The following is a 21,466-nucleotide window of genomic DNA, read 5'->3' on the forward strand; positions in this document are numbered from 1 at the left end:
GTCAGAGCAGGCTCAGCTCGCGGGCTCGCCGGATCGCCTGGGTGCGATTGCGCACCTTGAGCTTTTCGTAGATGTTGTGCAGATGCCATTTGACGGTCCCCAGGGCCAGCGACAGGCGCTGGCCGATTTCTTCGTTGGATAGGCCCTGTGCGGCCAGGCAGACCACTTCGCGCTCGCGCTCCGTCAGGCCTTCCTCGAGCGCATCCTGGGGCTTGCGCACGCCCTGCCCGGGCCAGATGCCGAGCAGGCCGCGAATGAAGGTCTGTAGCGCCGGCTGGCGCTCGGTGGATTCGAGTTGCTGGAGCAACTGGCGAATACCGTCGCCTTCCTCGATGAAGAGGCTGCGCACCCCTTCCCGTTCGGCATTGATCAGGCATTCGCCGAGCAGGCTGTTGGCCCGTTCCTGGTAGCCCAGGCGCTGATAGCTGAGCGCCGCCAGGATATCCAGGCGCAGGCGCTGCAGGCCGTGCCAGCCGGGCTGCAAGGTGCCGCGCAACTGAGTGATCTCGTGCAGCGCCTCGCTGAAATGTCCTCGCCCCTGCAACAGGCGCACGCGGCTCACACCCAGCGACCAGTTGACCGGGTTGAAGGCCATGTTGCGGTAGTGTGCCGCCATCTTGTTCCAGTCCACGCTCTTCAACCGCTGCTCGGCGCGCTTCAGGCGGTCGGGGCCGCTGTCCTGGAGGATCAGGTTGATCTCTTCGGCCATGGCCTGGGCGAAGAAGCGCCACGACTGATTGCGCGAGGCCAGGGCCTGCATCGCCGCCAGGCTGGCCAGCGCCTCCTTCGGCCGTCCCAGCAGGCGCTGGGTGCGCGCCAGGCAGATCTGTCCCTGGGCATAGAAATCGATCGGATTGATCACATCCACATGCCCGAGCGCCCAGCCCAGGCGCTCTTCCAGCCCGTCCAGCTCGATCCTGTAGTAGGCGGTCAGGGCCTCGGTGATGGTCGGCAGCGCCAGCGCGCTCCTGGACTTCTCGAACAGCGGCCGGGCGCGCTGGCGGAGCCGCTCGATGAGCAGTTGCGCCTGTTTCACCTGGCCCTGCTCGAGTGCGAGGATCACCTCGACGTTGGCCAGTTGCATGTCCAGGTAGCGCCCTTCGAGGAAATGATTGCGCTGCTGCGCCAGCCCCAGCAGGCGCCGCGCCTGGTCGCCCTGGCCACGGACCACCTGGGCCAGCGCGGCAGTGATCAACACCGCCACTTCGAGGAAGGCAGCGTTCTGCCCGAGCTGGACTTCGACCCGGCGAGCCAGGGCGATGCACAGTTCCAGATCGTCCTTCTGCAACGCCACCACCGCCTTCACCGCCAGCGCGGAGAGGTACTGGTCGCCCATCGGCCCGTCGCCGCGGCTCTCCCCCCAGCGCGCCAGCAGTTCGTCGATGATCCGGTTGGCCTCGCCCAGGCTGAGGTCGCTGGCCCGCGACCAGACATCGGTAAGGACCAGGATCGGATAGCGCTCGGCGATTTCGTCCGGCACATGCTTGCGCCAACGGTAGATCAGGCTGAGCTGGCCGCGGTTGATCAATTCCAGTCCGCATCCGTCGACCAGCGCGGCGATCATCTCCGGGTCTTCCGCCGCACAGGCATGCTCGATGGCGAACGTCGGCATGTGGTGGTTGGTGAACCACAGGCTGGCGTTGAAATGCAGTTGCTTGAAACGGTCCGGATCGGAGTCGCGCAGGCGGTTGCGGAGGAAATCGGCGAACAGCAGGTGGAAGCGATACCACTGGCGTTCGCGATCCAGCGGCAGGAGGAACAATTGCATGGACTCCAGGCGTTCCAGCAGCGCCTGGCCGTCCTGGCGCCCGGTCAGGGCGTTGGCCAGGTCGCCGCTCAATTGGCTGGCAACGCCAAGGGCCAGCAGCGCTTCCTGCAGGTCGCCAGGCAAGCGTTCGAAGACCGCCGCCAGCAGATAGGCGCTGACCGCCTGCTTGTCGCCGTCGAGCAGGGCCATTTCCTGCGCCTGCGGTTGCTGGCGCAGCCACAGGCTGACGAGATGCACGCCCACCACCCAGCCTTCGGTCTGGCCATAGAGCGCCTTCAGGCAGGGCTCGTCCAGATAGAGACCGCTGCGCTCGAGGTATTCGCGGGTTTCCTCGAAGCCGAGGCGCAGCTCCTCGAGGCCGATTTCCAGCAACAGTCCCTTGGCCCGCCAGGTAGCCAGGCTCAGCGCCGGCTGCGAACGCGTGCCCAGGGCCAGGACCAGCCCGGGCGGTGCGTACTGCACCAGGCGATTGAGGCCGGTGAAGATGTCCGGGTTGCTAACCAGGTGCAGGTCGTCCAGCACCAGCAGCAACGGCCGCGCATAGCGATCGAGATCGCCGAGCAGGCTTTCGATCACCGCCACCACCGGGACCCGCATGGTGTTCTGCAGGTAGGTCTGGGCGTCGTCGCCAAGCTGCGGCACGGCTTCGCCCAGCGCCTCGATCAGCTGCCGGCAGAAACGGGCGGGGTCGTCGTCTTCTTCGGCCAGCGACAGCCAGGCCACCGCCTGGTCTGCTACAGTGCGCTCCCTGGCCAGGGCGGCGAGCGCGCAGGTCTTGCCGAAGCCGGCAGGTGCGGAAAACATCAGAACGCGTGAATGGGGATTGCGATCCAGCAGGTTGCGGATCGCGGGGCGAAGAGAATATTCGGCTGGCACCTGAGGCGGCACTATTCTGGAGCGCGAAAGGCTGCCGGCTGCTGGATTCTGTACTGCATCCACGGCCTGTATCCCTGTGTCATTATCATTGTGGTACGGAGCCAAATCTCCGTGGGATATTTCCATAATTAGCAGATCACCCTTCTTACGTAAACTGAAGAAATGGCTCTAGGATCGACGATTCCGGCGAACTAGAATTCCTGACTGTCCCACTACCCCCACTTTCCATGCCCAGTTGTCATGTTCACCCCCTGCCCTACCATAGCGACCCAAGCTGTCTCTTTGCCATCATCCATGAGGCGCCCGGTGCGGTGATGCTCGATTCGGGTCGCCCCATCGCTACCCGTGGACGCTATGACCTTATGAGCGCCTGGCCATTGGCAGAACTGGCGCCGCTGCCCGACGAATCGGCCAACCGCTTCTTCGCCCGCCTACGCGAAGCGGCCGGAAGCCTGGGCCCCGCGCAGCTGCCAGCGCCGTACGAACTGCCCTTCGCCGGCGGTCTGCTGGGCTATTTATCCTACGACCTGGGTCGGCGCATCGAGCGCATCGGCGAACACGCCCGCGATGACCTGGGCCTGCCGCTGGCCTCCGTCGGCCTGTATGCCTGGGCGCTGATCAGCGACCACCAGGCCGGCACCAGCCAACTGGTATTCCACCCGCGATTGGACGAGCGCGAACGCCAGCGCCTGATCGCCCTGTTCAGCGAGGAAACGCAAGGCGCGGCCGGCAACTTCAAGCTTCTGGGAAAATTCCGACGGAGCATCAGCGCATCCGACTATCGGCAGGCGATCCGCCGCATCCAGGACTACATCCAGGCAGGCGACTGCTACCAGGTGAACTATAGCCAGCGCTTCCAGGCCGCTTGCAGCGGCTCGCCGTGGCCGGCCTATCGCGCCCTGCGCGAGGCCTGCCCGACGCCGTTCTCCGGCTACCTGCGACTGGCCGACGGCGCGATCCTCAGCCTGTCGCCGGAGCGCTTCCTCAAGCTCGGCAAGGGCAAGGTGGAAACCCGGCCGATCAAGGGCACCCGCCCGCGCGGCAAGACCCCCGAGGAGGACATGGCGCTGGCGGCGTCGCTGCTGGCCAGCCCCAAGGACCGCGCGGAAAACCTGATGATCGTCGACCTGCTGCGCAACGACATCGGACGCAGTTGCCAACCTGGCAGCGTACGGGTACCGGAGCTGTTCGCCCTGGAAAGCTATCCCAACGTGCATCACCTGGTGAGCAGCGTCACCGGCGAACTGGCGCCGGGCAAGGACGCCCTCGACCTGCTGGAAGGCAGCTTCCCCGGCGGCTCGATCACCGGCGCGCCGAAGATTCGCGCCATGCAGATCATCGACGAACTGGAACCGAGCCGACGCGGCATCTACTGCGGCAGCCTGTTCTACCTCGACGTGCGCGGCGAGATGGACAGCTCGATCGCCATCCGCACCCTGCTGGTCAGGAACGGCCAGGTCAGTTGCTGGGGCGGCGGCGGCATCGTCGCCGACTCGCACTGGGAGGACGAGTACCAGGAAACCCTGGACAAGGTCCGGGTACTGCTGGAAACCCTGGAAGGGATGGCCGGGACAGCGTCCCCGGAATAGAAAAAGAGCCCGCGTTCCGCGGGCTCTTTCATCGGCGGCGCGGCTACAGACTCAGCGAACGGCTGGAAGCCTTGAGGAACTCGCGCTTGAGGTCTTCGTAGGTATGCACCGCGGGGAACTGGGGAAACTCGCGGATCACGTTTTCCGGGGCATGGAACAGGATGCCGGCGTGGGCCTCGGAAAGCATGGTGGTGTCGTTGTAGGAATCACCGGCGGCGATCACCCGGTAGTAGAGGCTCTTGAAGGCGATCACCGACTGCCGCTTGGGATCCTTCTGGCGCAATTGATAGCCGACCACCCGGTCGCTGTCGTCGATCTCCAGCTTGTGGCACAACAGGGTCGGGAAGCCCAGCTGGCGCATCAGCGGCTGGGAGAACTCGTAGAAGGTGTCGGAGAGGATCACCACCTGGAAGCGCTCGCGCAGCCAGTCGACGAATTCCACCGCCCCCTCCAGCGGCTTCAGGGTGGCGATCACCTCCTGGATGTCGCCCAGCTTCAGGCCATGTTCGTCGAGGATGCGCAGGCGCTGCTTCATCAGCACGTCGTAGTCCGGAATGTCCCGGGTGGTCGCCTTCAAGGCGTCGATACCGGTTTTTTCCGCGAACGCGATCCAGATTTCCGGAACCAGCACGCCTTCCAGGTCAAGACAGGCAATTTCCACAGGACTCTCCTCGAAATTCTCTGAACGATGGGGTGACGACGGACGCGGCACTCTAGCCCCTCGCCGAGGGCAAGGCAACGCCGGCTTATTCCTGGAATCAAGGTCGACAGGGGTAAATGGTTATTTAGGGCCATATGCCGCCCTTTGCTACCATTCCCGCCACAGAGCGCAACAGCGCCGCCCAGCACCAGGACCCCAGCCCGATGAGCCAGCCTTTCGACCTTCCCGCCCTCGCCTCCAGCCTTGCCGACAAATCCCCCCAGGACATCCTGAAAGCCGCCTTCGAGCACTTCGGCGACGAGCTGTGGATCTCCTTCAGCGGCGCCGAGGACGTCGTCCTGGTAGACATGGCCTGGAAGCTCAACCGCAACGTGAAGGTGTTCAGCCTCGACACCGGTCGCCTGCACCCGGAAACCTATCGTTTCATCGACCAGGTCCGCGAACACTACGGCATCGCCATCGACGTGCTTTCCCCCGACCCGCGCCTGCTCGAACCCCTGGTGAAGGAAAAGGGCCTGTTCAGCTTCTACCGGGACGGCCACGGCGAGTGCTGCGGCATCCGCAAGATCGAACCGCTCAAGCGCAAGCTCGCCGGCGTGCGCGCCTGGGCCACCGGCCAACGCCGCGACCAGAGCCCCGGCACGCGCAGCCAGGTGGCGGTGCTGGAAATCGACGGTGCCTTTTCCACGCCGGAAAAGCCGCTGTACAAATTCAACCCGCTGTCGTCCATGACCAGCGAGGAGGTCTGGGGCTATATCCGCATGCTCGAACTGCCCTACAACAGCCTGCACGAACGCGGCTATATCAGCATCGGCTGCGAACCCTGCACCCGTCCGGTGCTGCCCAACCAGCACGAGCGCGAGGGCCGCTGGTGGTGGGAGGAAGCCACCCACAAGGAGTGCGGGCTGCACGCCGGCAACCTGATCAGCAAGGCCTGAAACCGTCGATAGAGCGTATGCAATCGGGGTAAAGTGCGGGTCGAACCCCGAGCGGAGACCCAGCATGCGCATCACCATGGTCAAGAAAGTCCTCGCCAACGGCGAGGACTGCCGCAAGTGCAAGGAAGTCCGGCAACGCCTGGAACAAGGCGGCTACCTGCCGCGCATCCATCGCACCCTGGTGGCCGACGAACGCGACCCGAACAGCGCAGGCTGGATGGTCGCCGCCCAATATGGCGTAGAGACCGCGCCGTTCTTCGTGGTTCGCCACGACGACGGGCGCGAACAGGTCTACACCGTGTTCATGAGCTTCCTCCATGAAGTCCTCGAACCGCGAGCCGAGCAGTCCGCGGACGCTGATCGCGAAGCGCTGGCCAGGCTGGCCGGTCGCGACAATCTCGACATGCTCTGAGGGCCAGCCATGAAAAAGCCCGGCACCAGGCCGGGCTTTTTCATGGGCCGAGGCGATCAGTAGACCGGCAGTTCGATGCCGTCGAACAACTCGTCCAGCTCGGCCTTGTTGTGGCATTGCACGGCCTTGGCCAGCAGCTCGCGGGTCAGGTGCGGAGCGAATTTCTCGATGAAGTCGCACATGAAGCCGCGCAGGAAGGTGCCGCGGCGGAAGCCGATCTTGGTCACGCTGGACTCGAACAGGTGGCTGGCGTCGAGGATCACCAGGTCGTTGTCGAGCTTCGGATCGACCGCCATGTGCGCCACGATGCCGACCCCCAGGCCCAACCGCACGTAGGTCTTGATCACGTCGGCATCGGCCGCGGTGAATACCACCTTGGGCACCAGGCCGCGCTGGCTGAAGGCTTCGTCGAGCTTGGAGCGGCCGGTGAAGCCGAACACGTAGGTGACGATCGGCTGCTCGGCCAGGGCTTCCAGGGTCAGTTTCGGCAGCTTGGTCAGCGGATGCCCGTGGGGCACGATGACGCAGCGATTCCAGCGGTAGCAGGGCATCATGATCAGGTCGCCGAACAACTCCAGCGCCTCGGTGGCGATGGCGAAGTCGACGGTGCCGTCGGCGGCCATTTCGGCGATCTGCATCGGCGTGCCCTGGTGCATGTGCAGGGAGACGTCCGGGTACTGCTTGATGAAGCCGCTGATCACGTTGGGCAGCGCATAGCGCGCCTGGGTGTGGGTAGTGGCGATGGACAGCGTGCCCTTCTTCTCGTTGGAGAATTCCTGGGCGATCTGCTTGATGCTCTCGACCTTGCGCAGGATCTCGCCGGCGGTATGGATGATCCGCTCCCCCGCCGGCGTCACACGGGTCAGGTGCTTGCCGCTGCGAGCGAACACCTCGACGCCCAGTTCGTCCTCCAGCAGGCGGATCTGCTTGCTGATGCCCGGCTGCGAAGTATAGAGGCTCTGCGCCGTGGCGGAGACGTTGAGGTCGTGGTGCGCAACCTCCCAGATATAGCGCAATTGCTGAAGCTTCATGGAGATTCCTCGAAAAGGTTGTCGCGACCGGCGATCAAGAACCGAAGGTATATAACCATATTAATGGTTTGAGGAATAAAATTAGACGTTTTTTTTGATTTTGCACGCTTTTTCACCAGCCGACCGCTGGCCTACAGGTCGCGACTACGGTGCTGCAACATCGGCACCAGGTACACCGGTACCTCCGCCAGTTGCACCAGACGCGCGGCAGTCCGGCCCAGCGGCGTGTCGAGCTGGGTGCCGTGGCTATGGCTGCCGGCGACGATCAGGTCCACGGCCAGCTTTTCCGCCTCATCGAGGATCATCTGCGGCGGGTCGCCCTGCACCACCCGCACGCTCTTGACCAGCGCCGCATCCTGGGGCAACTCGCCGAGTTCATCGCGAAACCCTTCCAGGACCCGCTTCTCGATGCTTTCCATGACGTTGTCCAGCCCTTGCGCCCGCAGGTCCTGGAGACGCTCGGTGTCAAGGTAGGTCTGCAGGACCGACTCGGCGAACAGCCCGAGGGGCTCCACCACATGGACGACATAGAGCTCGGCGTTGTAGGCGCGGGTCAGCGACAGGGCGTGTTGCAGGACATAGGGAGCATAGAGCCCCAGATCGGTGGCGTAGAGAATCGAACGAATCATGCGGCCTCCTCGACAGCCTGCGCGGCGGGCCTCATTAGCAGATTAGCAGCAAGCATCCATTCTCCTAGCGTTCCCTGCTGTTTCGGGCTTTTTCCGGCCCGTTGGGGTAAATCCCTTTTCTCCCTGCGAGCGCGGCGCCGGCTGGTCGCCGCGCTCGGCCCTTCAGCGCGGTTGTGCTTCGAGGAAGCGCAACGCCTGGTACAGCGCCTCGACCCTGGGCATCCGGTAGCCCGTAGCAGCAGCGCGGGCCAGGGGCGCGGCATAGATCGCCGCCAGCTCCAATGGCCGCCCATGGGCGAAGTCGTGGTACATGCTCGGCCGATAGTCGGGCATCCGCTCGGTCGCCGCCAGCAGTTGGTCCGCATAGCCCTCAGGCAGGATGAAGCCGCAGGCGCCGGCAGCACCGATGACTTCCTCCATGATCGCCTCGATCAGCGACCGACTGTCCGCGTTGGCCATCAGCGGCGCGGTGCTGCTCTTCAGCAATACCGACAGCCCGTTGTAGGGGATGTTCCAGACCAGCTTCTGCCAGCGCGCCTGCTCCAGGTCGGGCATCGCCGTGGACTCCAGCCCGGACTCGCGGAACAGCGCGGCACCCTCCTCGACGATCTCGCGCCGGCGTCGCTCGTCGGCCGGTCCGGAATGATAGCCGAGATTCACTCCGCCGTAGGCCTGGTGCTCGATCACGCCCGGTTCGCCGCGATGCACACAGATGAAGCAGAGGCCGCCCAGCAGATGCAGGCTTTCCGGCAGCAGCGGCCGCAGCCGCTCCTCCACGCCCAGACCGTTCTGCAGCAGCAGAACCTTGGCTCCCGGCGCCGCCGCTGCGCGGATCAGGGGTGCCAGTTCGTGATTGCCGGTGGTCTTGGCGCCCACCAGCAACCAGTCGCAGGGCGGCATGTCCTGCGCCGAATGGTAGGCCTGGACCGGCGCCAGGCGCCGGAAGCCATGCACCGCACTATTCAGGCTGAGTCCGGCGCGATTGACCGCCTCGAACTCGCTGCGCAGGAGAAAATGCACGTCGTGACCGGCATGCGCCAGCATCAATCCATAGAAGCCGCCGATGGCTCCCGTACCGATGACGCCGATCCGTTGCTGCTTTGAATCCATCAGGGCAACTCCTCAGGTAAAGCGGTCGACCCCGCCAGCACCGCACCCCGCAAGGCTTCCTGGTGCAGCGGAACGTTCAGTGCGCCATGGAAGCGGCCGTCGCGGACCATGAACAGGGCCGGCAGGTGAAAGACGCCGTAGCGTTCCACCAGGCCGCCATTGCGGCCGGCGTCCACCCAGCACAGGCGCTCGATGGGCAGGTCCATCGCGGGGAGATGGCGCCGGGCCCAGCGGCACGACGCGCAGCCTTCGCTGGTGAATACCAACAGCGAAACCCCTTCCAGGGCAAGCAACTGCCGGTCGGCGTCCAGATCGGTGAGTTCCAGGGACGGCACGCTGCTGACCTCGATAGAAAGGAAGAAATGGGGCCCGACCATCATCCGTAGGCTTCGGCTCCTGCGATAGCGCTGGCGCCCTCCTCGGCCAGCGGATACGCGCAAGGCGCGCCCCTCCGCAGCACCTGCACAATATCGTCCGCGGCGGCCTCACCTGCAACTCCGCTGGCAGCCTTGGCCCGGAGCAACGAAGAAAACGTGCGCAGAGCGGGGAAAACACCGGCGAACCGCGTCCCGCCCATTGTCTAGGCCCGGCCCGACACGTTAAGGTTCGTCTCCCCGTTTGCGAACTTCATGCCTGCGCCCTTTCGCAGGGGGCCTCCCGGCGGCCGGCGCCCGTGACCTGATTGAGTACCACGATGGCTGATTTACAGATCGACGACCTTAACGTTGCCTCCAACGAGACCCTGATCACGCCGGAGCAGCTCAAGCGTGAAATTCCCCTGACCGACAAGGCCCTGCAGACCGTGGCCCATGGTCGCCAGGTGGTGCGCGACATCCTGGATGGCAAGGACCACCGTCTGTTCGTGGTGATCGGCCCCTGCTCCATCCACGACATCAAGGCCGCCCACGAATACGCCGACCGCCTCAAGGCGCTCGCGGCCGAAGTGGCGGATACGCTGTTCCTGGTGATGCGCGTGTACTTCGAGAAGCCGCGTACCACGGTGGGCTGGAAAGGCCTGATCAACGATCCGTACCTGGACGACTCGTTCAAGATCCAGGATGGCCTGCACATCGGTCGCCAACTGCTCCGCGACCTCGCCGAGAAAGGCTTGCCCACCGCCACCGAAGCGCTCGACCCGATTTCTCCGCAGTACCTGCAGGACCTGATCAGCTGGTCGGCGATCGGCGCCCGTACCACCGAATCGCAGACCCACCGCGAGATGGCCTCCGGCCTGTCTTCCGCGGTCGGCTTCAAGAACGGCACCGATGGCAGCCTGACCGTGGCGATCAATGCCCTGCAGTCGGTCTCCAGCCCGCATCGCTTCCTCGGCATCAACCAGCAGGGCGGCGTATCCATCGTCACCACCAAGGGCAACCGCTATGGTCACGTGGTGTTGCGCGGCGGCAACGGCAAGCCGAACTACGATTCGGTCAGCGTCGCGCTCTGCGAGCAGGACCTGAACAAGGCGAAAATCCCGCTGAACATCATGGTCGACTGCAGCCACGCCAACTCCAACAAGGACCCGGCCCTGCAACCGCTGGTGATGGACAACGTCAGCAACCAGATCGTCGAAGGCAACAACTCGATCGTCGGCCTGATGGTGGAAAGCCACCTGGGCTGGGGCAGCCAGCCGATTCCGAAGGATCTCGACCAACTTCAGTACGGCGTCTCCATCACCGATGCATGCATCGACTGGGCGACCACCGAGAAGAGCATCCGCAGCATGCACGCCAAGCTCAAGGACGTGCTGCCGAAACGCCAGCGCGGCTGAGCGAGGCGGAAACGAAAACGCCGGGCTGATGCCCGGCGTTTTTCATTGCGCACCTGCTCAGGCGGCCGGATCGGCCTGACGCTGGCGACGCTCGATGTAACGCTCCACGTAGGAGCAGGACGGGATCACGCTGTAGCCCATGCGGTCGGCGTACTGCAGGGCGTGTTCGGTCAGCGCGGCGGCGATACCGCGACCCCGCAGCGAATCCGGTACGAAGGTCCGGTAGATGTCCAGCGTCTGCTTGCCCAGGTCCATATACGCCAGATAGGCACGATGGCCATCCACCGTCGTCTCGAACTGATGGCCGCCCACGTCATGATGGATGGACAGGGACTCGCTCACTTTGGATCTCCTCAACGGGTTCGTAACCCGACCCGCGCCTGATTGATAGGGTTCCTCGCGAGGATGCCCCCGCGTACCGGCCTTCAGCAGGCCGCCGGATAACTTCGTCCGTTCTCGTCCCGGCGGCTGAGCGCGCCTGGCGGACATCCTCGAAACGGGTGACCTGCACCGCATGCAAGGCCGGACTAACGATAGGGCCCATATTGCTGTCTTCCCCGGCCAGACTCAACCGTTTCTTCTGCCAGAAACGCGCAGGCGTCACTGGAGCCCTGCTCGGGAGGCCCGCGCAAGCACAATCGCGCATGACCCGCGGGTCAGCCAAAGCGCTTTACGCCGACGACGCCCATCAGTAAGGTCTGCGCCACTCCACCAAAAGGAATCCTGCCATGAGCGAGTTGATCAGCTACCAGTTCGAAGACGGCATCGCCACCCTGACCCTCAACAACGGCAAGGTGAACGCCATCTCCCCGGCGGTGATCGACGCCTTCAACCAGGCTCTCGACCAGGCCCTGCAGGACAAGGCCGTGGTCATCGTCACCGGCCAGCCGGGCATCCTCTCCGGTGGCTACGACCTGAAGGTCATGACCTCCGGCCCGGAGAATGCCGTCAACCTGGTCGCCGCCGGCTCGACCCTGGCTCGCCGCCTGCTCTCCCATCCCTATCCGGTGATCGTCGCCTGCCCCGGGCACGCGGTAGCCAAGGGCGCCTTCCTGCTGCTCTCGGCCGACTACCGGATCGGCGTCGACGGGCCGTTCCAGATCGGCCTGAACGAAGTCGCCATCGGCATGACCATGCACCATGTCGGCATCGAACTGGCCCGCGATCGCCTGCGCAAGTCGGCGTTCACCCGCTCGGTCATCAATGCCGAGATGTTCAGTCCGGCCGCTGCGGTGGATGCCGGCTTCCTCGACACCCTGGTCAGCGCCGACCAGTTGCAGGAAAGCGCGCGTGCAGCGGCCCAGCAGTTGAAGAAACTCAACATGACCGCGCATCGCAATACCAAGCTCAAGGTGCGCAAGGCACTGCTGGAAACCCTCGACCAGGCGATCGAGCTGGACAAGAAGCACCTGGGCTAAGGCCCGCGCCAGCGAAAGCCCGGTTGGTACCGGGCTTTTTTGCGCCCAATAATTACTTATTACGCAAAGGTAACTCTCCCTAACTGCTATTTTTAAAAAATTATTACGGATTATCCTGGTGACATTCCCAAGGAAAACCGGAGGTCATCATGAAACGCAACGTCTTCGCCGCCATTCTCCTCGGCATGGCTACCACCCTCGCAGTGCAAGCCAGCTTCGCCGACGAATCCAGCCTGATGGAAAACCGCATGGTCCAACTGAACCAGCACGCCATCGAGCAGGCCCAGCAGCAACAGGCCACGGCGCCAACCGCGAGCGACACCGATGCGCAGGGTTGAACGCCGCCTGCCAGGAACGTTTTTCTTTTCCCCGCAACCCTGAAAAGCCCGGCTCACGCCGGGCTTCTCGTTCAGGCCAGCTTTTCCTCGGCCGCCACGCCCTTGCGATAGACCTCGTAGAGAATCACCGGGATCTCCAGGTCGCCCAGGTGGCGAACCACCAGCGGCTTGACCTCGGACCAGTCCAGCCCGCCCACTCCCGTCGCCACGCAGGGCAGAGCCAGGCTGCTCACCCCTTCGCTGCGCACATAGCGGGCCAGCTCGCGCAGGGCATGGCCGACATCCTCCAGGCTCGCCTTGCCCGGCTTGGCGCTGCGACCGCTGTGCAGCATGCCCTGGGTGATCAGGTTGACGATGCACTGGGTCTTGCCCTGCTCGTCGACCCCGGCCCAGACCCAGATGCCGCCCGGCTCGGGCGCCCTGGCATGGGCGGCATGCCGGTAGTCGCGAACCATCGACGGCCAGCGTTCGCGCAAGGCGAGGGCCAGGCCGCTGTCGAAATGGTCCTGGGGCGCGATGCCGTGGGCGATCACCTGGGCCCCGGAAAGCAGAATGTCACCTTCAACTTCACGAATCATGAGCGTTTCCTTCTTGGCTTCGGAACAGGCGCTTCGTGCGCCGCCCTGCATCTTTCACCGTACGCCTTGCCCGCCGGCGCCAGTTGATGCGTATCAAAGACGGCCGGTCCCATCCGCTACGGGCCGACTAGACTGCATGCGAGGGAACCTTGGAGGCGCCTCGCCTCTCCATTGGATTCCAGCCTCGTGCCGTCTCATCCATGACAAGGAAACAACCGCCATGCCGAAATGGATTGCACTTTGCCTGATCCCGCTGTTGGCAAGCTGCGCCACCTGCCGCCAGGACAGCGACAGGGAAAAACTGCTGTACGAGAACGACATGCTGCAGGCGAAACTGATCATCGTCGCCAACGACCGCGATCGCCTGCCGCTGGCCCAGGCCCTGCTGGAGCGCGCGGCGCGCGACGACCGCAGCGGCGAGGCGGACTTCTACCAGGCCGTGCTGATCGCTCGCCGCGACGGCCAGGCCAGCGATTGCGAGCGCATCACCCGCCTCCTCGAACGTTCCGCCGAGCGACGCTACCCGCTGGCCAACGCGATGCTCTACAAGATCTACGCCGAGCCCTTCCTGTTGCCGCGCGCCGACATTCCCAAGGCCGAGACCTATCGCCAGGCCTACGCCGAGCTGCCGGTCGCGCGCAGCGGCTACCCCTCCTTCGAGCGAGCCCGGCAGGTGGTCGATCGCCTGCTCGCGCCGACTTCGTCCTGATCCATCGGGCCCGAACCCGGGCCCCGCAACCCGTACCGGTCGTTCGGCCAAAGCATCATTTCTGTCGATAGTTAATAGCGCGACAATTCGTTATCCAATCGAATTCTTCTCCGCGATCCTATGCCCATCCGAGGTATCGATCACGGAAGCCGCCATGAAACGTCGCAGCCCACGCCATTACGCCCGCAACACCGCCCTGGCCACCCTGGGTCTGTACGCCATCCTCATGCTGGTCGTGCTGAGCCTCGTCGCCGGCGCCGAAAGCGCCAGGAACGCCACACCGGACAACGACACCGCCACGACCTTCTCCAACCAGATCGGCCAGGCCCTGCCAGGCCTGCTCTCGGGGTTGAACAGTCGACGCGCCGGTTGAACGCCGGCTTCTTTCCCGGGAAACAGCATGAGAAGGCAAACACGGAAATTCTGGATCGTCGCCGCCCTGGCGATATTGACCAATGGCTACTCGCTACTCGGCCTCGCCCAAGGCTCGGCAGGCGCACTGGCGCGCACCATCGAATGCAACCAAGCGATGGTCCGCGCGCTGGCGGCCAACCTGGCGCTGAAGCTGCAGAGCGGCACCCCGCCGGCACGCCCGCAGCGCTGGATCCCGGAGCGCTTCATCCTCGACTGCCCGGCCTGAAACGAAAACGCCGCCAACCCCGGGAGGCTGGCGGCGCTCGCATGGCGCGGGGCCGGCTCAGGCGCCGGTCGGCTGGCGCGCGACGAAACGCATCATCCATTCGGCGACGACGGTGCCCTGGTGATCCCCCGCCAGGCTATCGACCCCCTTGCGATAGAGTTCCTCGCCCAGGTGCTGCTGGCGCAGTTCGAGCAGTTCGCGGGAATAGTCGTGGACGAACTCGGGATGCCCCTGGAAGCACAGCACCTGGTCGCCGATGGCGTAGGCGGCATAGGGACAGAAGTCGCTGGAAGCGATCACCCGCGCGTTTTCCGGCAGCCGGGTGACCTGGTCCTGGTGGCTGATCAACAGGGTCAGGTCCGGCAGCGCCGGGCTCATCCAGTCGGCCCGTTCGTTCAACTGGTACTGGTGGATGCCCATGCCCCAGCCCTGGCTGGCGCGCTCGGCCTTGCCACCGAGCAGCAGGGCCAGCAACTGGTGGCCGAAACACACGCCGAGGAGCTTGTCGCCGCGCTCGTAGCGGTCCAGGAGGAAGGTCTTCAGGGTCTGGATCCACGGGTCGGGACCGAAGGAGTCGGCCTTGCTGCCGGTCACCAGGTAGGCGTCGAAGCGCTCGTCGTCCGCCGGATAGCGCCCCTCCACCACGTTGTAGATGACGAATTCGGCGGCGATCGGTTGCTTGGCGAACAGTTGCTGGAACATCCGGCCGTAGCCTTCGTAGCGCTCGATCAGCTCGGGACGAAGGATATCGGTTTCCAGGATACAGATGCGGAGCGACATAAAGACTCTCTGAAGAAGTGGGGTTATTGTCGTTTTCGTTTGATTTAATTAACACAGGAGCGCGGGCAAGGGAACCGTCGCCCTGGCCTCGAAAGGAATATCCGGACGATTCGCCAAAAAACAAGCAGCCGGCAGAAAGATTCCCGAGACGCCCAGCCGTAAAGAAATCTGCACAGGAGACGGAAGGACTCCCCATGCCCGGAACCGCCACGTAAACTGGCGGTTTTCCCGCGAGGCACACGCCATGTTGCTCAAGGCAGTACGTAACGGACTGGGTCAGGCGATTATCCTCGCCGACTTCGTCAGCCGCCCCCGCAAGCTGCAGCGCAGCGCCGAGGCCCAGGCCGAGGTCGAGCGGGCGCTGCGGAACCTGTCGCTCTACCAGTTCCGCGCCTGTCCGTTCTGCGTGAAGACACGCCGCGCCATGCACCGGCTGAACCTGCCGATGCAACTCAAGGACGCCATGAACGATCCGCAGGCCCGCCAGGCTTTGCTGGAAGGCGGCGGCAAGGTCAAGGTGCCGTGCCTGCGCATCGAGGAAAACGGCCAGGTGCGCTGGATGTACGAATCCAGCGAGATCATCGCCTATCTGGAGGGTCGTTTCGCCAACGCCTGAGCGGCCGATCAACCGCCCCCGGCCGCGTCCAGGGGCAGCCGGTGGATCAGGAAACGCGCCGGCGCCTCGCCCTCGCGCCCCGGCAACAGGCGGTGGCGAATGCGTGACTCGCTGACATAGGCGCAACCCTGTCCGGTGACGGTCAGGTTGACCGGCGACTCCAGGCCCTCGCGTATCACTTCGATGCCGCGCCGCCCTGGAGCGAGCGGCTCGGCGATCCGCAGCACCTTGCCGGCACCGCTGCGGATGGCGTTCTCCAGCACGATCAGCGAGCCGTCCGGAGCCAGCGCCATGCCGTCCGGATTCTCCAGCGTTCGGGGCAGCTCCATCTCGCGCAGCCGCGGACGCGTGGCGACCCCTTCGACGACATGGATCGCCCCGCTACCGAAGTTGCCGACCAGCAGGGTGTCCTCGTCCACCCGGACGATGCCCGCCGCGCCCAGGCCGCCGGGGTCGGCCAGGCGGCTGTCGCGCAGCAACACCTGGAACGCCGGTTCCCCGGGCCGCAGCCGCATCAGGCTGCCATCCCGGGTTTCGCTCAGGTAGACCGTTCCGTCCGGCGCCACCGCGAGATCGTTGCCCATCCCGTCGCCGGGCAGGGTCAGATATCGGCGCACGGCACCGGTCGCGAGATCCAGGGCGAACACCCCATGCGGCCGGCGCCGGCCAGCGGGTAGGAAGTCCGGCGAATTGCCCCAGAGCAGGCCACGCGGCTCGTCCAGCCGCAGCGCGGTGGCAGCGAAGATCGCCGGGCTGCCGGCGAAGAAGGTTTCCCACTCGCCCCCGGGAGGCTTGCTCAGGATGCGCCCGCTGGTGACCAGGCCGACGTACAGCGTTCCATCGGCGGCATGGGCGATGCCGTTGGGATACCGGGCCCCCGCTGGCAGGACGATGCTCGTCGCGGCGCAGGACGGCTCGCGCTCGCCCGGCGCACGGGCGAAAACCGGCAAGACGGTCGCCGATACCATGGATACCAGCAGCAACACGGAAGCCTGTCGTCTCATCATGCTTTCTCCGTCGATGTGCGCCCTACCAGCGCGGGGTCCGGGCGCGCACCGTGAGCGGCGCCTCCAGCGTGGCGCACTCCTCTTCGGCGAGGTCCAGCGTCAGCGCCGCGAGGGCATCCTCGAGGTGATGCGGCCTGGACAGGCCGACGATCGGCGCGGCGACACCGTTCCGGCCAAGCAGCCAGGCCAGGGCGAGTTGCGCCGGTGGAAGCCCGCGGGCAGCGGCGAGTTTCTCCAACGCGCCGAGGGTCGACTCGACTTCCTCCCTGCCGCCGTACCAGCGCGGGGCCTGTTCGTCCGTCCGGGTCCGCAGCGTGCCGGCGCTTCGCGCTCCGGCCAGCAGCCCACGCGCCAGCGGCGACCAGGGCGTCAACGCGATCCCCTCTTCCCGGCACAGCGGCACGAGGTCCTCCTCGTCCTCGCGAACGATCAGGTTGTACTGGCTCTGCATCGAGATGAATTGCGCCAGGCCGTGGTGGCGCTGGAAGGCGAGCATCTTCATGAAGCGCCAGGCCGGCATCGACGAGGCGCCGAGGTAACGGACCTTGCCGGCACGCACCAGGCTGTCGAGGGTTTCGCAGGTTTCCTCGATCGGGGTTTCCGGATCGAAGCGATGGATCACGAAGAGATCCAGGTAGTCCGTACCCAACCGCCGCAGCGAGGCATCCACGCTGGCAAGCAGATGCTTGCGCGACAAGCCGCAGGCGTTGGGCCTGTCGCTCATGGGAAAGAACGCCTTGGTGGCGATTACCAGGTCCTCGCGCTGCGCGAAGTCCCTGAGCGCGCGTCCGAGGATCCGCTCACTCTCGCCGGTGGAATAGATATCGGCACTGTCGAAGAAGTCGATCCCGGCTTCCAGCGCCTCGCGAATGAACGGACGCGCCCGTTCCTCGTCCAGCACCCATGGACGCCACGCCGGATCGCCATAGGTCATGCACCCCAGGCAGAGCCGGGAGACTTTCAGGCCGCTATTGCCAAGACGGACATGCTGCATCGTACGACCTCGTCGGAAGGCTCTGAAAAGAGCGGTTTCCCCGGTCCACCCTGTTCATGAGCCAGGTTTCCCGACGATGCTATATTGCTGCCGAATAGCTAACTATCCTGGAAAAATCTCTTTCACTGATCGAGTTATTTTAATAATCCAATGAAAAAGCCCGATCTCGCCGGTCTCGCCGCCTTCGTCGCCATCGCTCGCGAACGCAGTTTCCGCCGCGCCGCCGCCACCCTCGGCGTAACCCCGCCGACGCTCAGCCACACCCTGCGCGAACTGGAAACCCAGCTCGGTATCCGCCTGCTCAACCGCACCACTCGCAACGTCTCGCCGACCGAGGCCGGCGAGCACCTGCTGGTACACCTGGACCCGGCGTTCGAAGACATCGCCGCCGCGCTGGACAGCCTTAACCGCTTTCGCGAAACGCCTCACGGCCTGGTACGAATCAACGCACCGCGAAACGCCATCGGTCTCGTCCTCGCGCCACGTTTCGGCGAACTGGCCCGCGACTATCCCGGCATCACCCTGGAAGTGGTGGCGGACGAGGGTTTCGCCAATATCGTCGAAGCCGGTTTCGACGCCGGCATCCGCCTCGGCGAAGACCTCCAGCACGGCATGCGCGCCGTGCGGGTCGGCCCGGACCTGCGCTTGGCCATCGTCGCGACCCCGGCCTACTTCCGACGGCAAGGCAGGCCGGGTAGCCCGGAGGAATTGCTCGGCCACCGTTGCATCGGCTGGCGCAAGGTGTCTTCCGGAGAGCTGTACAAATGGCAATTCAGCAAGGGTGCGAAAACGCTTTCGGTGGCCGTGAGCGGACCGCTGGTCCTCGACGACCCGCGCCTGATGCTACAGGCGGCGCTGGCCGATGTCGGGATTGCCTTCGCCATCGAGGAGGAAGTCGCCGAGCACCTCGCCGCCGGCCGCCTGGAACGGGTCCTGGCGGATTGGTGCGCCCCCTTTCCCGGTTTCCATCTCTATTATCCGAACCGCCGCAACCACCCGGCGGCGTTGAGCGCCGTGATCGACCTGCTGCGCTACCCCGGCGAGGAACACCCAGGTCCCGCGTAGGCACATCGGCGGAAGCGCCCGTGGCGGCCTGGAGGCAAGCATGGAGGCTGGCCTGTATCGACGCACGGCGTAGGGCGGATAACCGCATCGCGGTTATCCGCCGAACCTCGGTATATCGGCGGATAGCGCCTGTGGCGCTATTCGCCCTACCAATGGCGGCTGGAGGCAAGGGCCTGTACCGCCGCGCGGCGTAGGGCGCATAACCGCATCGCGGTTATCCGCCGAACCTCGGCATATCGGCGGATAGCGCCCATGGCGCTATTCGCCCTACCCGTGGCGGCCTGGCTGGCAAGAACCAGGGGATACCGGGGTGGCGTCATCCGCCGCGGTACGCGACCACGAGAAAGCCGGCCCGAAGGCCGGCTCTCCATGCGACGCCAGGACTCAGAACAGCTCGCCCTTCGCCGCCTTCTCCAGCAACAGCGCCGGCGGCTCGAAGCGCTCGCCGTACTGTTCGACCAGGTATTGGGCGCGGGCGATGAAGTCCTTCAGGCCGTACTGGTTGATGAACTGCAAGGCGCCCCCGCTCCAGGCGGCGAAACCGATACCGAAGATCGAGCCGATGTTCGCGTCGGCGGTGGAGTGCAATACCCCCTCCTCCACGCAACGCACGGTCTCGATGGCCTGGATGAACAGCAGGCGGTCGCGTACGTCCTCGGCGGATATTTGCGCATCGGGCTTCTCGAAGCGGCTCTTGAGTTCCGCCCAGAGATGTTTCCTGCCGTTCGCCGGGTAGTCGTAGAAGCCGGCGCCGGCCGCCTTGCCCGGGCGCTTGTACTCATTGACCATCAGGTCGATCACGGCGAACGCAGGATGCGTCGGCAGAGCCTTGCCCTCGGCCTCGAGGTCGCGGGCGGTCTGGTTGCGGATGTGGGTCATCAGGCTCAGGGAGACTTCGTCGGAAATCGCCAGCGGCCCCACCGGCATACCGGCCTGGCGCGCCTGGTTGTCGATCATCGCGGCGCTCACGCCTTCGCCGAGCATGGCGATGCCTTCGTTGGTGAAGGTGCCGAATACCCGCGAGGTGAAGAAGCCGCGGCTGTCGTTGACCACGATCGGCGTTTTCTTGATCTGCAGCACGTAGTCGAAACCGCGTGCCAGGGTTTCGTCACTGGTCTTTTCGCCGCGGATGATCTCCACCAGCGGCATCTTGTCCACCGGGCTGAAGAAGTGCAGGCCGATGAACTTCTCCGGCCGCGCCACCGCCTGGGCCAGACCGGTGATCGGCAGGGTCGAGGTATTGGACGCCACCACCGCATCGGCCAGGGCATGTTTCTCGGCCTCGGCGGTGACCTTGCCTTTCAGCGCGCGGTCCTCGAAGACCGCCTCGATGATCAGGTCGCAGCCTTCGAAGTCGGCTTCGCTGACGCTCGGCACGATCCGCGCGAGGAAGGCGTCGCGCTTCTCGGCGGACAGGTGCCCGCGCGCAACCTTCTTGTCCAGCAGCCTGGCCGAATAAGCCTTGCCCTTCTCCGCCGCTTCCAGCGAGACGTCCTTGAGCACCACCTCGATGCCGGCCGCCGCCGATACGTAGGCGATGCCCGCGCCCATCATCCCGGCGCCGAGCACGCCGACCTTTTTCGTCGCCCGCACCGGATACCCCTGCGGCCGCGACTTGCCGGCGTTGATCTCGTTGAGCTGGAACCAGAAGGTGCCGATCATGTTCTTCGCCACCTGGCCGGTGGTCAGCTCGGTGAAATAGCGCGCCTCGATCAGTTGCGCGGTGTCGAAATCGACCTGGGCGCCCTCCACCGCCGCGCACATGATCTTCTCGGGCGCCGGGAAGCAACCCTTGGTCTTGTCGCGCAGCACCGACGGTGCGATGGCCAGCATCTGCGCCACGTTGGGACTGGCAGGCGTACCGCCGGGAATCTTGTAGCCGGCGCTGTCCCAGGGCTGCTTCGCCGCCGGGTTGGCGAGGATCCAGGCGCGGGCCTTCTCCAGCATTTCCTCGGGGCTGTCGGCCAGTTCGTGGATCAGCCCGGCCTTGAGCGCTTCCGCCGGACGCACCTTCTTGCCTTCGGCGAGGTACGGCAGGGCTTTCTCCAGGCCAAGCAGGCGCACCATGCGCACGATCCCGCCGCCGCCCGGCAACAGGCCGAGAGTCACCTCCGGCAGGCCGAGCTGCACGCCGGGATTGTCCAGGGCGATGCGGTGGTGGCAGGCCAGGCAGATCTCCCAGCCGCCGCCCAGCGCAGCGCCGTTGATCGCGGCGACCACCGGCTTGCCGAGGGTCTCCAGGCGCCGCAGTTGGCCCTTGAGTTCGAGGATGCCCTGGTAGAAGGCCGGGGCGTCGGCCTTGGTGACCTTGATCAGCTCGTTGAGATCGCCGCCGGCGAAGAAGGTCTTCTTCGCCGAGGTCAGCACCACGCCGGCGATCCCCTCTTTCTCCGCCTCCAGCCGTGCGATGGTCTTCGCCATCGCCTCGCGGTAGACACCGTTCATGGTGTTGGCGCTCTGCCCGGGCATGTCCATGGTCAGGACGACGACGTTGTCCTGGCCTTTTTCGTAACGGATAGCGTCAGTCATTCCGGTT

The 21,466-nt window shown here is 65.1% G+C and carries 23 protein-coding genes; 11 read left to right on the forward strand and 12 right to left on the reverse strand.

From position 1 onward, the window contains the following. Nucleotide 1: 1 nt before the first annotated feature. Nucleotides 2-2,707, reverse strand: a complete 2,706-nt coding sequence (locus tag AC1RB9_RS16765) for a winged helix-turn-helix domain-containing protein (RefSeq protein ID WP_017148928.1) — start codon at nucleotides 2,705-2,707, stop codon at nucleotides 2-4. 164 nt (nucleotides 2,708-2,871) lie between these two features. Between AC1RB9_RS16765 and pabB the strand changes: the two genes are divergently transcribed. Then, nucleotides 2,872-4,233 (forward strand): aminodeoxychorismate synthase component I, encoded by a 1,362-nt coding sequence (gene pabB, locus AC1RB9_RS16770; RefSeq protein WP_004349129.1) that lies wholly within the window; start codon nucleotides 2,872-2,874, stop codon nucleotides 4,231-4,233. A 43-nt stretch (nucleotides 4,234-4,276) separates the two neighbouring features. On the opposite strand, the gene thrH is transcribed toward pabB, so the two are convergent. Continuing rightward, nucleotides 4,277-4,894 (reverse strand): bifunctional phosphoserine phosphatase/homoserine phosphotransferase ThrH, encoded by a 618-nt coding sequence (gene thrH / locus AC1RB9_RS16775; RefSeq protein ID WP_003098078.1) that lies wholly within the window; start codon nucleotides 4,892-4,894, stop codon nucleotides 4,277-4,279. Nucleotides 4,895-5,028: 134 nt separating this feature from the next. On the opposite strand from thrH, the gene AC1RB9_RS16780 reads away from it, so the two are divergent. Further along, nucleotides 5,029-5,832: a phosphoadenylyl-sulfate reductase gene (locus tag AC1RB9_RS16780; protein WP_003120317.1), complete on the forward strand. Its 804-nt coding sequence runs from the start codon at nucleotides 5,029-5,031 to the stop codon at nucleotides 5,830-5,832. Nucleotides 5,833-5,896: 64 nt separating this feature from the next. Further along, complete coding sequence (locus AC1RB9_RS16785) at nucleotides 5,897-6,244, forward strand: hypothetical protein (protein ID WP_003098081.1); 348 nt, start codon at nucleotides 5,897-5,899, stop codon at nucleotides 6,242-6,244. Between the two features lie 56 nt (nucleotides 6,245-6,300). On the opposite strand, the gene cysB is transcribed toward AC1RB9_RS16785, so the two are convergent. From cysB to AC1RB9_RS16805, 4 genes are all read right to left on the reverse strand, one after another. Continuing rightward, on the reverse strand, nucleotides 6,301-7,275 hold the full coding sequence (cysB, locus tag AC1RB9_RS16790; RefSeq protein ID WP_003087775.1) for an HTH-type transcriptional regulator CysB: 975 nt from the start codon (nucleotides 7,273-7,275) through the stop codon (nucleotides 6,301-6,303). Between the two features lie 131 nt (nucleotides 7,276-7,406). After that, on the reverse strand, nucleotides 7,407-7,904 hold the full coding sequence (locus AC1RB9_RS16795; RefSeq protein WP_003087770.1) for a universal stress protein: 498 nt from the start codon (nucleotides 7,902-7,904) through the stop codon (nucleotides 7,407-7,409). A gap of 162 nt (nucleotides 7,905-8,066) precedes the next feature. Then, entirely contained in the window at nucleotides 8,067-9,014 is a 948-nt protein-coding gene (locus AC1RB9_RS16800) for a putative 2-dehydropantoate 2-reductase (RefSeq protein ID WP_003450038.1), read from the reverse strand. Then, nucleotides 9,014-9,391 carry a thioredoxin family protein gene (locus AC1RB9_RS16805; protein WP_003120319.1) on the reverse strand — a complete coding sequence of 126 codons (378 nt, stop codon included), beginning with the start codon at nucleotides 9,389-9,391 and terminating at the stop codon, nucleotides 9,014-9,016. The genes AC1RB9_RS16800 and AC1RB9_RS16805 overlap by 1 nt, the downstream gene beginning before the upstream one ends. A 317-nt stretch (nucleotides 9,392-9,708) precedes the next feature. Between AC1RB9_RS16805 and AC1RB9_RS16810 the strand changes: the two genes are divergently transcribed. Then, nucleotides 9,709-10,785 (forward strand): 3-deoxy-7-phosphoheptulonate synthase, encoded by a 1,077-nt coding sequence (locus tag AC1RB9_RS16810; RefSeq protein WP_003087765.1) that lies wholly within the window; start codon nucleotides 9,709-9,711, stop codon nucleotides 10,783-10,785. A 57-nt stretch (nucleotides 10,786-10,842) separates the two neighbouring features. On the opposite strand, the gene AC1RB9_RS16815 is transcribed toward AC1RB9_RS16810, so the two are convergent. Continuing rightward, the gene (locus AC1RB9_RS16815; RefSeq protein ID WP_003087762.1) at nucleotides 10,843-11,127 is read right to left on the reverse strand and encodes a GNAT family N-acetyltransferase; all 285 of its coding nucleotides are present in this window, start codon (nucleotides 11,125-11,127) and stop codon (nucleotides 10,843-10,845) included. A 386-nt stretch (nucleotides 11,128-11,513) separates the two neighbouring features. On the opposite strand from AC1RB9_RS16815, the gene AC1RB9_RS16820 reads away from it, so the two are divergent. Beyond that, a complete protein-coding gene (locus AC1RB9_RS16820; RefSeq protein WP_003087759.1) occupies nucleotides 11,514-12,203 on the forward strand; it encodes a crotonase/enoyl-CoA hydratase family protein in 690 nt (229 codons plus the stop codon). Between the two features lie 149 nt (nucleotides 12,204-12,352). Further along, nucleotides 12,353-12,541 carry a hypothetical protein gene (locus tag AC1RB9_RS16825; RefSeq protein WP_003087758.1) on the forward strand — a complete coding sequence of 63 codons (189 nt, stop codon included), beginning with the start codon at nucleotides 12,353-12,355 and terminating at the stop codon, nucleotides 12,539-12,541. Between the two features lie 71 nt (nucleotides 12,542-12,612). Here the strand turns inward: AC1RB9_RS16825 and AC1RB9_RS16830 are convergent, their stop codons facing one another. Next, nucleotides 12,613-13,119 carry a macro domain-containing protein gene (locus AC1RB9_RS16830; protein ID WP_003087757.1) on the reverse strand — a complete coding sequence of 169 codons (507 nt, stop codon included), beginning with the start codon at nucleotides 13,117-13,119 and terminating at the stop codon, nucleotides 12,613-12,615. 220 nt (nucleotides 13,120-13,339) lie between these two features. Between AC1RB9_RS16830 and AC1RB9_RS16835 the strand changes: the two genes are divergently transcribed. The 3 genes from AC1RB9_RS16835 (at nucleotide 13,340) to AC1RB9_RS16845 (ending at nucleotide 14,468) form a co-directional block, all read left to right on the forward strand. Continuing rightward, on the forward strand, nucleotides 13,340-13,828 hold the full coding sequence (locus AC1RB9_RS16835; protein WP_003087756.1) for a hypothetical protein: 489 nt from the start codon (nucleotides 13,340-13,342) through the stop codon (nucleotides 13,826-13,828). A 154-nt stretch (nucleotides 13,829-13,982) separates the two neighbouring features. Continuing rightward, complete coding sequence (locus AC1RB9_RS16840) at nucleotides 13,983-14,201, forward strand: hypothetical protein (protein ID WP_003098091.1); 219 nt, start codon at nucleotides 13,983-13,985, stop codon at nucleotides 14,199-14,201. A 27-nt stretch (nucleotides 14,202-14,228) separates the two neighbouring features. Then, nucleotides 14,229-14,468: a hypothetical protein gene (locus tag AC1RB9_RS16845; RefSeq protein ID WP_003087754.1), complete on the forward strand. Its 240-nt coding sequence runs from the start codon at nucleotides 14,229-14,231 to the stop codon at nucleotides 14,466-14,468. Between the two features lie 57 nt (nucleotides 14,469-14,525). Here the strand turns inward: AC1RB9_RS16845 and AC1RB9_RS16850 are convergent, their stop codons facing one another. Further along, a complete protein-coding gene (locus AC1RB9_RS16850; protein WP_003098093.1) occupies nucleotides 14,526-15,248 on the reverse strand; it encodes an amidotransferase in 723 nt (240 codons plus the stop codon). Nucleotides 15,249-15,492: 244 nt separating this feature from the next. On the opposite strand from AC1RB9_RS16850, the gene AC1RB9_RS16855 reads away from it, so the two are divergent. Then, nucleotides 15,493-15,864 carry a glutaredoxin family protein gene (locus tag AC1RB9_RS16855; protein WP_003087752.1) on the forward strand — a complete coding sequence of 124 codons (372 nt, stop codon included), beginning with the start codon at nucleotides 15,493-15,495 and terminating at the stop codon, nucleotides 15,862-15,864. An 8-nt stretch (nucleotides 15,865-15,872) separates the two neighbouring features. Here AC1RB9_RS16855 and AC1RB9_RS16860 read toward each other — a convergent pair whose 3' ends face one another. Beyond that, nucleotides 15,873-16,871, reverse strand: coding sequence for an SMP-30/gluconolactonase/LRE family protein (locus AC1RB9_RS16860; RefSeq protein ID WP_019396581.1), 999 nt, complete (start codon nucleotides 16,869-16,871; stop codon nucleotides 15,873-15,875). Between the two features lie 22 nt (nucleotides 16,872-16,893). Then, nucleotides 16,894-17,865: an aldo/keto reductase gene (locus tag AC1RB9_RS16865; protein ID WP_003117709.1), complete on the reverse strand. Its 972-nt coding sequence runs from the start codon at nucleotides 17,863-17,865 to the stop codon at nucleotides 16,894-16,896. A 150-nt stretch (nucleotides 17,866-18,015) separates the two neighbouring features. On the opposite strand from AC1RB9_RS16865, the gene AC1RB9_RS16870 reads away from it, so the two are divergent. Next, entirely contained in the window at nucleotides 18,016-18,930 is a 915-nt protein-coding gene (locus AC1RB9_RS16870) for a LysR family transcriptional regulator (protein ID WP_003450031.1), read from the forward strand. Nucleotides 18,931-19,314: 384 nt separating this feature from the next. Here the strand turns inward: AC1RB9_RS16870 and AC1RB9_RS16875 are convergent, their stop codons facing one another. Next, nucleotides 19,315-21,459 (reverse strand): 3-hydroxyacyl-CoA dehydrogenase NAD-binding domain-containing protein, encoded by a 2,145-nt coding sequence (locus AC1RB9_RS16875; protein ID WP_003100703.1) that lies wholly within the window; start codon nucleotides 21,457-21,459, stop codon nucleotides 19,315-19,317. Between the last annotated feature and the right edge of the window lie 7 nt (nucleotides 21,460-21,466).

The organism is Pseudomonas sp. 20-5, assembly GCF_056782835.1.